This is a genomic window from Cryptosporangium phraense (assembly GCF_006912135.1).
Classification (GTDB): domain Bacteria; phylum Actinomycetota; class Actinomycetes; order Mycobacteriales; family Cryptosporangiaceae; genus Cryptosporangium; species Cryptosporangium phraense.
Genome location: NZ_VIRS01000008.1, coordinates 256,699 through 268,205, shown reverse-complemented (window position 1 = coordinate 268,205; position 11,507 = coordinate 256,699). Strand labels below are relative to the sequence as shown.

At 72.6% G+C, this 11,507-nt stretch carries 9 protein-coding genes; 4 read left to right on the top strand and 5 right to left on the bottom strand.

The window, feature by feature from the left end; genetic code table 11:
* Positions 1 to 406 precede the first annotated feature (406 nt).
* Together FL583_RS14315 and ligD are read right to left on the bottom strand one after the other, a co-directional pair.
* Positions 407 to 1,144: a dienelactone hydrolase family protein gene (locus FL583_RS14315; RefSeq protein ID WP_142705099.1), complete on the bottom strand. Its 738-nt coding sequence runs from the start codon at positions 1,142 to 1,144 to the stop codon at positions 407 to 409.
* Between the two features lie 109 nt (positions 1,145 to 1,253).
* Entirely contained in the window at positions 1,254 to 2,297 is a 1,044-nt protein-coding gene (gene ligD / locus FL583_RS14310) for a non-homologous end-joining DNA ligase (RefSeq protein WP_142705098.1), read from the bottom strand.
* Positions 2,298 to 2,537: 240 nt separating this feature from the next.
* On the opposite strand from ligD, the gene FL583_RS14305 reads away from it, so the two are divergent.
* From FL583_RS14305 to msrB, 3 genes are all read left to right on the top strand, one after another.
* Complete coding sequence (locus tag FL583_RS14305; protein WP_142705097.1) at positions 2,538 to 3,887, top strand: class I SAM-dependent methyltransferase; 1,350 nt, start codon at positions 2,538 to 2,540, stop codon at positions 3,885 to 3,887.
* 171 nt (positions 3,888 to 4,058) lie between these two features.
* Positions 4,059 to 6,620 (top strand): lamin tail domain-containing protein, encoded by a 2,562-nt coding sequence (locus FL583_RS14300; protein ID WP_142705096.1) that lies wholly within the window; start codon positions 4,059 to 4,061, stop codon positions 6,618 to 6,620.
* Positions 6,621 to 6,647: 27 nt separating this feature from the next.
* Positions 6,648 to 7,067: a peptide-methionine (R)-S-oxide reductase MsrB gene (msrB, locus tag FL583_RS14295; protein ID WP_142705095.1), complete on the top strand. Its 420-nt coding sequence runs from the start codon at positions 6,648 to 6,650 to the stop codon at positions 7,065 to 7,067.
* A 35-nt stretch (positions 7,068 to 7,102) separates the two neighbouring features.
* Here the strand turns inward: msrB and hemQ are convergent, their stop codons facing one another.
* Together hemQ and hemG are read right to left on the bottom strand one after the other, a co-directional pair.
* A complete protein-coding gene (gene hemQ / locus FL583_RS14290) occupies positions 7,103 to 7,810 on the bottom strand; it encodes a hydrogen peroxide-dependent heme synthase (protein ID WP_142705094.1) in 708 nt (235 codons plus the stop codon).
* The gene (hemG, locus tag FL583_RS14285; RefSeq protein WP_205752126.1) at positions 7,803 to 9,254 is read right to left on the bottom strand and encodes a protoporphyrinogen oxidase; all 1,452 of its coding nucleotides are present in this window, start codon (positions 9,252 to 9,254) and stop codon (positions 7,803 to 7,805) included. Before hemG ends, hemQ begins: the two co-directional genes overlap by 8 nt.
* Positions 9,255 to 9,403: 149 nt before the next feature.
* On the opposite strand from hemG, the gene FL583_RS14280 reads away from it, so the two are divergent.
* Complete coding sequence (locus tag FL583_RS14280; protein ID WP_142705093.1) at positions 9,404 to 10,351, top strand: DUF4349 domain-containing protein; 948 nt, start codon at positions 9,404 to 9,406, stop codon at positions 10,349 to 10,351.
* Here FL583_RS14280 and hemE read toward each other — a convergent pair.
* A complete protein-coding gene (hemE, locus tag FL583_RS14275) occupies positions 10,335 to 11,486 on the bottom strand; it encodes a uroporphyrinogen decarboxylase (RefSeq protein ID WP_142705092.1) in 1,152 nt (383 codons plus the stop codon). The two genes, FL583_RS14280 and hemE, sit on opposite strands and share 17 nt — an antisense overlap.
* Positions 11,487 to 11,507: the final 21 nt, after the last annotated feature.

Here is an 11,507-nt window from a genome sequence, read left to right as displayed (position 1 = left end):
TGCGCGATGGCGCTCGACGGTGCGGTGCTGCTGTAGGGCTCGGGTCGGACGCCGGGGGCCGGCTGGCCAGACCGGCGCGCCCCGGCGCGGCCGGCCCGCATGCCGCGGGCCTCGGGCGACCACGGCGGCGCCCGCTCGGCAGGGTGCTGAGGTGGCGGACACGGATCCCGCGGTCGGGGACTGTGGATCGCCGGCTCCGCCGCTGACGCGGACGGCGGCGCCGGGCGCGGGCGAGGTGGAGCCGCGTCCGGCCCGCCTTCGAATCAGGTCAGACCCGCGGACCCTTCCCGAGGGCCGGCCGCCGCAGGGCAAGGCGCCGGCCGGCGTCGGCCGCGGCGGCGGGCCGAGGGCAGGCCGCTCCGGCATCACCACCGCGGGCGTGAACCAGGTCCGTGCCCGACAGGGCCTACAGGTGGTTCGTGAACCACGCCGCGGTCAAGGACGCGACCTGATCGAGGCACCCCGGCTCCTCGAACAAATGCGTCGCACCCGGCACCACCTCCACCCGCGCCAACCCACCCAGAGCATCCGACGCCTGCCGGTTCAGCTCCAGCACCGGGTGATCCAGAGCCCCCACCACCAGCAACGTCGGCGCCGCCACGGTCGGCAGCCAACTGCTGGCCAGATCCGGCCGGCCACCCCGCGACACGACGGCCTTCACCGACTCCGGGCGCTGGGCCGCGGCCGCCAGCGCGCCGGCCGCCCCGGTGCTGGCCCCGAACAGCCCGATCGGCAACCCCTCGGTCTCCGGGTACTCGGCCAGCCAGCCGACCGCGTCGTCGACCCGGCGGGCCAGCAGATCGATGTCGAACCGCACCCGGCCGGTGCGCTGATCCTCCTGCGCCTCGTCGGCCGTGAACAGATCGACGAGCACCACCGCGAACCCGGCCCGGTACAGCGCCTTGGCGACCTGACGATTGCGCGGGCTGTGCCGGGAACTCCCCGACCCGTGCGCGAACAGCACCACCCCGCGCGGTGAGTCCGGGCGTCCGAGCGCACCGCCCAGCTCCGCGTCGCTGACCCGCACCACTACCTCGGCGACCCGCTCCTTCACGTCGGCAGCCGGGGCCGCGGACTGCGGGTGGCTGTGCGGAGAAAGGGTTCGCTGCGGCCGGGAGAATTGGGTTCGGCCCTGTTCGGGCATGCGCGCCTCCTCGAGTCGGATCGCGGACCCACTGAGCATGACCTGCGACTGTGGCCCGCGTCACTACCCCGGCCCGGAAAGCAACCTGCTCCGGCCCAGAAGCAACCGCCTACCCCGGCTTGCGCGCCCTACTCGGCTGCACCCGCATCGGCTCGCCTTCCATCTTCGGATAGTTGGGCGGATACGGGGCGTCGCCCAGGTCGAGGTCGCGCGCGTCCCGCTCCGACCACTCCAGCAGCGGCTCGATGCCCACCGCGACGTCGTCGATGCCCGCGTGCAGGTCGCCCAGCTCGGCGAAGCGCGGTGGCACCGTACGGATCGTGAAGTCCTCGCTCTCGACGTCCACCAATTCGTCCCAGGTGATCGGAGCGGAAACCAGTGCACCCGACCGGCCCCGGAGGCTGTAGGCGCTGGCGATCGTCCGATCGCGGGCGTTCTGGTTGAAGTCGACGAAGATCTTCTCGCCGCGCTCCTCCTTCCACCACGCGGTGGTCGCGAGCTGCGGGACGCGCCGCTCGACCTCGCGGGCGAAGGCCAGCGCGGCCCGGCGGACCTCGGTGAACGTCCAGTCGGGCCGGATCCGCACGTAGATGTGGATCCCGCGGTTGCCGGACGTCTTGGGCCAGCCGGCCCAGCCCAGCTCGTCGAGCATCTCGTGGACGACGCCGCCGACCGTCCGGGCCTCGGCCAGGCCGGTGCCGGGCTGCGGGTCGAGGTCGATGCGCAGCTCGTCGGGCTGCTCGGTGTTGGCCCGGCGGGAGTGCCAGGGGTGGAATTCCACCGTCGACATCTGGACCGCCCAGGCCACCGAGGCCAGCTCGGTGACGCACAGCTCGTCCGCGCTGCGTCCGGACGGGAACTTCACCTGCACGCTCTCGACCCACTCGGGGGCCCCGCGCGGCAGGCGCTTCTGGTAGATCTTCTCGCCCTCGACGCCCTCGGCGGAATACACCCCGTCGGGATAGCGATGCAGCATGCACGGGCGCTCGCGCAGCGCCCGGACGATGCCCTCGCCGACCGAGAGGTAGTACTTGACGATGTCGAGCTTGGTCACGTGCGGGTCGTCGAAGTACACCCGATCGGGGTTGCTGATGCGGACGACGCGGTCGCCCACCGGGACCTCGACCGCCGGAGACGTTGCTCTGGACGCCATAGCAGCACCGTACCGGGGCAGTCGATTATCCGATGCCAAGCTGTGGGTTCCCTGGTACCACGTGTAGCTGTGGGCGCCGTCACCGTATTTTTCCGGCTCCACAGCGCCCTGTCTGGGTGCATGATTCAGACAAAAGAAGTTGGTTTTAGCAACCTCATAGTTGCGGCTGCGAAGGACCTGCATCAAAACCTCGTGACTTCACCGAATCGCCACGGTGGGTGAGCGAAAGGACAAGAAGCAATGACGTACCTCGCTAACCGGCAGGAAACTGTCGCTGACCGGTTACGCCCCGTCGTCACCACGATCTTCGGCCACGAGCCGCCCGTCCGCATCCGGGCCTGGGACGGCAGCTCGATCGGCCCCTCCGACCGAGAAGGTGGCCCGACCCTCGTCATCCGGAACCGGCGCGCGCTGCGTCGCCTGGTCTGGTCCCCCAACGAGGTCGGCATGGCCCGCGCCTTCGTCTCCGGCGACCTCGCGGTCGAGGGCGACTTCATCGAAGCGCTCGACTCGATGCTGCACCTGTTCGACGCCACCCAGGGCATGCACCTGAACAGCCAGGACCGTCGGACGATCCTCGCCGCCGCGGTGCGGCTGGGCGCGATCGGCACCAACCCGCCCCCGCCGGCCGAGGAGATGCGTCCGGTCGGTGGCCTGCTGCACAGCGCCCGCCGGGACGCGGCCGCGATCAGCCACCACTACGACGTCGGCAACGAGTTCTACCGGCTGGTGCTGGGCGAATCGATGACGTACTCGTGCGCGTACTGGCCCGACCTCGACGACCCGTCCGCCACGACGACGCTCGAGCAGGCGCAGACGAACAAGGTCGAGCTGATCTCGCGCAAGCTCGGGCTGAAGCCCGGGATGCGGCTGCTCGACGTCGGCTGCGGCTGGGGCACGATGGCCATCCACGCCGCCCGCGAGTACGGCGTCCACGTCGTCGGCGTCACGAACTCGCACGAGCAGGCGGTCGGCGCGGCGAAGCGCGCCGCGGCGGCCGGGGTGGCCGACCTGGTCGAGATCCGCGAGATGGACTACCGCGACATCGACGACGGGCCGTACGACGCGATCTCGAGCATCGGGATGGCCGAGCACGTCGGCACCGAGCAGTGGCCCCACTACGCCGAACTGCTGTACGGCCTGCTCAAGCCGGGTGGCCGGCTGCTCAGCCACCAGATCACCCAGCCGCCGACGGTCACCGAGCACCTCGAGTCGAACCGGGCCGGCGGCAAGCACGAGCGGACGTTCATCACCGCGTACGTCTTCCCGGACGGCGAGCTCCAGTCCTCGGGCTGGATCTCCGACCGGCTGGAGAGCGTGGGCTTCGAGGTTCGCGACGTCGAGTCGCTGCGTGAGCACTACGCGAAGACGCTGCGGGCCTGGGTGGCCAATCTGGAGCAGAGCTGGTCGGAGGCCGTCCAGCTGACGAGCGTCGGGCGCGCCCGGGTCTGGCGCCTGTACATGGCCGGCTCGGCGCTGGCCTTCGACCGCAACCGGATCGCGATCCACCAGGTGCTCGCCGTCCGTCCGGATCGGAAGGGCCGCAGCCACATGCCCCCGACCCGCCGGTCGTACGCAACGGTCGACTGATTCCCCGTTCGGCCCATAAGGGGGTGGGCGGCTCGGCCGCCCGCCCCCGTGGCCGTTGGGACACAGGTACCGTGTGCGCTCGTGGGACGCGAGCGTACGAGCGGGAGGCATGCGCACCGGACTCGACATGCGGTAACGAAGCGCCCACAACGACACGTTCGACGTAGCGAGTTGGGAAAGACGCTCCGGCGTCCGTCGTTCTTCCTGCCGTCCGCGGTCCCGGCGCTGCTCGTCGCGCTCGCGCTGACCGCGACCGCCACCTCGTCCACCGTCGGCACCGCGTCGACGCCGGCCGACCTGGTGATCAGCCAGGTCTACGGCGGCGGCGGCGAGCCCGGCTCGATCTGGACCAACGACTACGTCGAGCTGATCAACCGCGGCGACGAGCCGGTCGACCTGGCCGGCTGGAGCATCCAGTACGCGCCGCCGCGCAACCGCTCCTGGGCCGTCACCGCGCTGTCCGGCCGCGTCCCGGCCGGCGGCCGGTACCTGATCGCCGAGGCCGGTGGACGCAACGGCACCACCCGCTTACCCCCGGCCGACGTCAAGGGCTCGGTCGACCTGGGCTCCACCAGCGGCAAGGTCGCGCTCGTGAAGAGCATCGCCCCGCTGCACTGCGTCGCCAGCTGCACGACCGTGGAGGGCGTCCGGGACTTCGTCGGGTACGGCAGCGCCGAGGACGCCGAGGGACGCCCGGCGCCCGCCCTGTCCTCCACCACCGCGGCGATCCGGCGGGACATCAAGGTGTCCAGCGGCCGGGGCACGTCGAGCATCGAGGACGACCCCGGTGGCCCGGCCGGCGTCGAGAACGACCAGAACCCGCAGAACGGCATCGCCGGCCTGAGCTCGGGCGGGGGCGTCGACACCGACGACAACTCGGCCGACTTCGTGGCCGCCACCCCGTCGCCGCCCGGCGGCCAGGGCGACACCGCGGGCCGCACGGCCCGGATCGCCGACATCCAGGGCCGCTCGCACATGTCGCCGCTGGCCGGTCGGCTCGTCACCAGCGTGCCCGGCGTCGTCACGGCGATCGGGCGGACCGGCTTCTGGATGCAGGACCCGATCCCCGACAACGACCCGGCCACCAGCGACGGGCTGTTCGTGTTCACCGGCACCGCTCCGCGGGTCCAGAGCGGAGACACGGTCCAGGTCGCCGGCACGGTCACCGAGTACCGGCCCGGCGGGTCGAGCGGCAGCGGCAACCTGACGACGACCGAGCTGATCCGCCCGACGGTCTCGGTGCTCACGAACGCGGCCCGGCGTCCGGTGCCGGTGCTGATCGGCCCGGGTGGCCGCACTCCGCCCAGCGCGATCCGCACCGACGCGCCCGGCGACGTCGAGGGCAACCGGCTGTTCGCGCCGACGCTGAACGCGCTGGACTTCTACGAGTCGCTCGAGGGCATGCTGGTCCGCGTCGACAACCCGGTCGTGCTCGGTCCGACCAGCCTGAATGGACAGCTCCCGGTGCTGCCCAGCGGCGCCGGCTCCCCGCGCACCGCGCGCGGCGGCCTGCGCTACACCCCGACCGACCCGAACAGCGAGCGGGTGCTGCTCGACGACCTCCTGACGCCGCTGCCGGTGGCCAATGTCGGCGACCAGCTGCCCGGCTCGATCGAGGGCGTCCTCGACTACGGCGGCGGCGACTTCCGGCTGCACGTGCTCACGACGCCGGGCAGCCGCAGCGCGAAGTTGAAGCCGGAGACCGCGAAGGCCCCGAAGCCCGGCGAGCTGACCGTCGCCGGCATCGACGTCGGCTCGGTGAACCTGACCGGCGAGCCCGAGCCGGTGAAGCAGCTGGCCGGCACCATCGTGAAGAACCTGCGGTCGCCCGACGTCCTGGCGGTCGAGGAGATGCCGGACGACGACGGCGGGACCGACCCGGACCAGGTGAACGCCGTCCGGGGCTGGACCGCGCTGGTGAACGGGATCCGCGCGGCCGGCGGCCCACGCTACGCCTACCGGCAGATCGACCCGGTCGCCGGCCGGGACGGCTCCGGCCCCGAGAACCGGCGGGTGGGCTTCCTCTACGACCCGGCCCGGGTGTCGTTCGTCGACCGCGGCACGCCCGACGCGACCACGGCCACCACCGCGGAGCTGATCGACGGCGAGCCCGGGCTGACGGTCTCCCCCGGCCGGATCGCGACCTCCAGCCCGGCGTTCAACGACGCCCGCAAGTCGGTGGCCGGGGAGTTCAAGTTCCGCGGCCGGACGGTCTTCGTCCTCGCGAACCACTTCGTCACCGCGTCCGGCGACGACCCGCTGTTCGGCCGCGTGCAACCGCCGCACAGCCCGTCGGTGCAGCAGCGCGGCAGCCAGGCCGCGGCCGTGCGCACGTTCGTCGACTCGATCCTGGCCCTGGATCCGGACGCCGCCGTCGCGGTCGTCGGCGGCATCTCCGACGTCGAGAACTCGGCGACGCTGGGGCTGCTGACCGGCGGCGGCGTGCTCAGCGACCCGGCCGGGCAGCTGGGGGCGGGCGACCGGTACACGACGCTCGTCGAGGGCAACGCGATGCTGCTCGACCACGTGCTGGTGAGCCGGTCGCTGAGCGGGTCGTCGGTGGACGTCGTGCACGCGCAGAGCGAGTTCGCGGCCCGCTGGACCGACCACGACCCGATCGTCGGCTACCTCCCGGTGCCGGCGGCCTCGAGCCCGTCCGGCCCGGAAGCCTCGGAGTCCGAGGAGCCGAAGCCGAGCGAGGAGCCCTCCGGGGAGCCCTCGCCCGAGAAATAAAAGCGGGCTCCACGTACTTTTGTAGGCATGACCCAGCACACGCCACCGACTGTCGTCAAGTCGGACGCGGAGTGGCGCGCTCAGCTCACTCCCCAGGAGTACCACGTTCTCCGAGAGGCCGGCACCGAGCGGGCCTTCACCGGTGAGTACACCGACACCAAGACCGTCGGCGTCTACCGGTGTCGGGCCTGCGACACCGAGCTGTTCCGCTCGGACACCAAGTTCGAGTCGCACTGCGGCTGGCCGAGCTTCTACGCTCCGTCGGACGCGCAGAACGTCGTCCTGATCGAGGACAACACGCTCGGCATGCGGCGGGTCGAGGTCCGTTGCGCGACCTGCAACTCGCACCTCGGTCACGTCTTCCACGGCGAGGGCTACGGCACGCCGACCGACGACCGCTACTGCATCAACTCGATCTCTCTGACGCTCGAGCCCACCGAGGGCTGAGGTCAACGAAGGGCCCCGATCGGGGCCCTTCGTCGTTACGGTAGGGCCGCGACGATCTCGGTGACCGGCTTCCGACGGCCGGTGTAGAACGGGATCTCCTCCCGCACGTGCCGACGGGCCGTCGACGCCCGCAGATCACGCATCAGGTCGACCATCCGGTGCAGCTCGTCGGCCTCGAACGCCAGGATCCACTCGTAGTCACCGAGCGCGAACGACGCGACGGTGTTCGCCCGCACGTCCGCGTACCCGCGGGCCATCTTCCCGTGCTCGGCCAGCATCGCCCGCCGCTCCTCGTCCGGGAGCAGGTACCACTCGTAGGACCGGACGAACGGGTACACGCAGACGTAGGCGCGCGCGTTCTCGTCGGCCAGGAACGCCGGGATGTGGCTCCGGTTGAACTCGGCCGGCCGGTGCAGCGCGAGCTGCGACCAGACCGGCTGCAGGTGCCGGCCCAGCTCGGTGCGGCGCAGCAGCGCGTAGGCGTCCTGCAGGGCGTCCGAGGTCGGCGCGTGCCACCACACCATGACGTCCGCGTCCGCGCGCAGCCCGGCGACGTCGTACACGCCCCGCACCACGACGTCCTTCTGGGCCAGCTGCTCGATCAGCTCCTCGACCTCGGCGGTCAGCGCCGTCCGGTCGGCCGGCAGCCGGGTCTCGGCCCGGAACACCGACCACATCGTGTAGCGGATCGAGTCGTTGAGCTCCCGGATCCGCTGTGCGTTCGGGTTGTTGCCCTCAGCCATGAACGGGCTCCCTCCTCTGAAGTGCGAGCGCAGACAGTACCTGGTCGGCCGCCGCCTGCCCGGATCGGATGCAGGCCGGGATGCCGACCCCGTCGTACGCGGCGCCGGCCAGCGCGAGCGTCGGCTCGCCGGCCAGCGCGGCGCGCACCGCCGCGACCCGGCCGAGGTGCCCGGGCGCGTACTGCGGCAGCGCGCCGCCCCACCGGCTGAGCTTCGCGCCGAGCGGCTCCGGCCACGCGGCCGGCAGCAGCGTGGTGAGTTCGTCGCGCACGGCCGCGATGAGCGCGTCGTCGTCCCGCTGCAGCGCGGCTTCCTCCCCGTGCCTGCCGACCGACGCGCGTACCACGGTGACCGGCTCGCCCCGGTGGTCGTCCAGCGTATGTCCCCACTTCTGGGAGACGTACGTGACCGCCTTGACCAGGCGTCCGGCGCTGGCCGGGACCAGTACGCCGGTTCCCGGCGGCAGGGCCAGCCGGCCCGGCAGCACCAACGAGACCAGCGCGACGCTCGCGTACTCCAGGACTCCGACGGTGCCGGCCGCGGCCGCGTCCACGTCGGTCAGCAATTTGGACGCCGGACCGGCGGGCACCGCCAGCACCACCGCGTCGGCGCGCACGGTCGTGCTGCCGCCCAGACCGGCCGAGCCGACCGTGAGCTGCCAGCCGTCCGCGGTGCGGCGGAGCGCGCGGACCGGCAGCCCGGTGCGGATCGCCGCCTGCGACTCGTGGGCCACGGCCGTGACCAGCCGGGACAGGCCGCCGCGGACCGTACCGAAGATCGGGCTCGGCGGCCCCGGCTTGCCCCGGGTGGCGCGGGCGGCCTTGATCAGCGAAGGCTGGGTGGCCAGGCCCGCGGCCAGCGCGGGCATCGTCGCCCGGAGCGAGAGGTGGCCGGCCCGACCGGCGTAGACGCCGCCGAGCAGCGGTTCGACCAGCCGGTCGACGACCTCGGGCCCGAGCCGCTCGGCCACCAGGTCGCCGACCGAGACGTCGCCGTCGCCGAGCGGCGTCCCCGGGCGGCCGGGCTCGGCGCGCACCGCGGTCAGACCGTCGTCGCTCAGCACGCCGGACGCGGCGGTGGCCTCCAGGTCGGCCGGGATCCCCATGACGTTGCCGCCCGGGATCGCCCGCAGCCGGCCGTCGACCCAGACCGTGGCTCCGGCCGATGTCGGGCTGACCAGGTCGTCGCCCAGACCGACGCGTTCGGCCAGGTCGCTTGCCTCGGGCACGCGGAGCAGGAACGACTCGGCCCCGTCCTCGATCGGGACGTCCGCCACCCAGCCGGTGCGGAGCTTCCCGCCCACGCTCCCGGCCTGTTCGATCACGGTGACCGCGGTTCCGTCCGGGGCGGTGTCGCGGATGCGGAGCGCGGCGGCCAGTCCGGCGATGCCACCGCCGACCACGACCACGTGCAACGGACGGGGAAATCGGTCGTCAAACAGCACGAACTCATCGTGCCGCACCGGCCGGGCCGATCGCCGGTGCCGACGGCCCCGAATACGGCAGACGTGGGCAGCGTCACGATCCCGGGAACCGCCGGGGCCCGGGCGGCGTCGAATCCGCAATCAGCCGCCCGAACCCCCGAGGGACCACCATGGACAACCGCAAGCCCGCTGCGTTCCTGGCCGCGTTGATCGTCGCGCTGCTGGTGCTGGCCGGGTGTTCCGACAATTCGAGCAACGACAGCGGTTCAGCGGCCGACAGCACGGCCGCGCGGTCGGAGACGCTCTCCGGCGGTGCGCCGGCCGCGCCGGCCGTCACGCCCGGCTCACCGGGGAAGCAGCCCGCTGGACAGCCCGACGCACCGACGACGCTCGGTGACCCGAAGCGGGCGCTCGTCTACACCGGCGCGCTCTCGGTCACCGCCCAGGACGTCTCGGACGCGGCGAGCCGCGCCGTGCGGGCCACGCTCGCGGCCGGTGGCTACGTCGCCGGCGACGAACGGCACCTCTCCGACGAGCGGCTCTACGCCACGCTGACGCTGCGCGTCCCGTCGGCTCGGTTCGGTCCGACGGTCGACGCGGTGGCCGCGCTCGGGAAGGAGACCGCGCGGCGGCTGGGCACCGACGACCTGCAGACGGCGACGATCGACCTGGACTCCCGGATCGCCGCTCAGCGGGCCAGCGTGACCCGGGTCCGGGCGCTGCTGGCCCGGGCGAACTCGATCAGCCAGCTAGCCCAGATCGAGCGGGAGCTCACCACCCGGGAGAGCGAGCTGGCGGCGTCCGAGGCCAGCCGGCGGACGATCAACGACCAGGTCTCGTACAGCACGATCACGCTGACGCTGAGCGAGCCGTCGGCCCCGGCGGTCGCGAAGAAGAAGGAACGCGGCCTGTGGGTGGGGCTGCGCAACGGCTGGGACGCGTTCGTCGTGACGGTCGCCGTGCTGCTGATGGTGCTCGGCTGGCTGGCGCCGTTCCTGGCCGCGGTCGCGCTGATCGGCGTCCCGGTCTGGCTGTTGGTGCGCCGGGTGCGCCGTCCGGCTCCCCCGGCCGCTCCGTCGGAGCCGGCTCCGAAGGAGCCGGTCAGTTCGGACGCGTGACCGGCTGCGCCGAGCGTTCGTGGACGAGTTCGACGACCCGGGTGAGGACGTCCGGGTCGGTCTCCGGCAGCACGCCGTGCCCGAGGTTGAAGATGTGCCCGGGCGCGGCGGCGCCGTCGGCCAGCACGCGCGTGACGTGCTGTTCGACGACGTGCGGGTCGGCGAGCAGCACGGCCGGGTCGAGGTTGCCCTGCACGGCCTTGTCCGGGCCGATCCGGCCGGAGGCCACGGACAATGGCGTGCGCCAGTCGACCCCGACCACGTCCGCGCCGGCCTCGCCCATCGCCGGCAGCAGCTCGGCGGTGCCGACGCCGAAGTGGATCTTCGGGACGCCGGTCTCGGCCAGGTCGGCGAGCACGCGCGCGGAGTGCGGCTGGACGTACTCGCGGTAGTCGGCCTCGGAGAGCGCGCCGGCCCAGGAGTCGAACAGCTGCACCGCCGACGCCCCGGCGTCGACCTGCACCCGCAGGAACGCGCTGGCGATCTGCGCCAGCCGCCCGCACAGCGCGTGCCAGACGTCGGGCCGGCCGTACATCAGCGCCTTGGTGCGGGCGTGCGTCCGGGACGGACCACCCTCGACGAGGTAGCTGGCGAGCGTGAACGGCGCCCCGGCGAAGCCGATCAGCGGCACCGCGCCGAGCTCGCCGACGAGCGACCGGACCGCCTCGGTGACGTACGGGACGTCGTCCGGCCCGAGCGGGCGCAGACGCTCGACGTCGGCCGCCGTGCGGATCGGCTCGTCGATGACCGGACCGACGCCGGAGACGATGTCGAGCCCGATGCCGATCGCCACCAACGGGACGACGATGTCGGAGTAGAAGATCGCCGCATCGACGTGGTGCCGGCGGACCGGCTGGAGCGTGATCTCAGTCACAAGGTCGGGCCGACGGCACGAATCGAGCATCGCGATGCCCTCCCGGACCTTGCGGTACTCGGGCAGCGAACGACCGGCCTGACGCATGAACCAGACCGGCGTGTGCGGCACCGGCTCGCGTCGGCAGGCGCGCAGGAACGGTGAGTCGGCGAGTTCGGCCGGCCCCGGCGCACGTACGGTGACCTGCTGCGCTGAGGTCTGCGAGCCGATTTCGGCGGCGGAGCGCGGCGAGCCGCCGAGGGGCGGTGCGGTGTCGGTCATGTCGGCCATGGTTTCACGGTG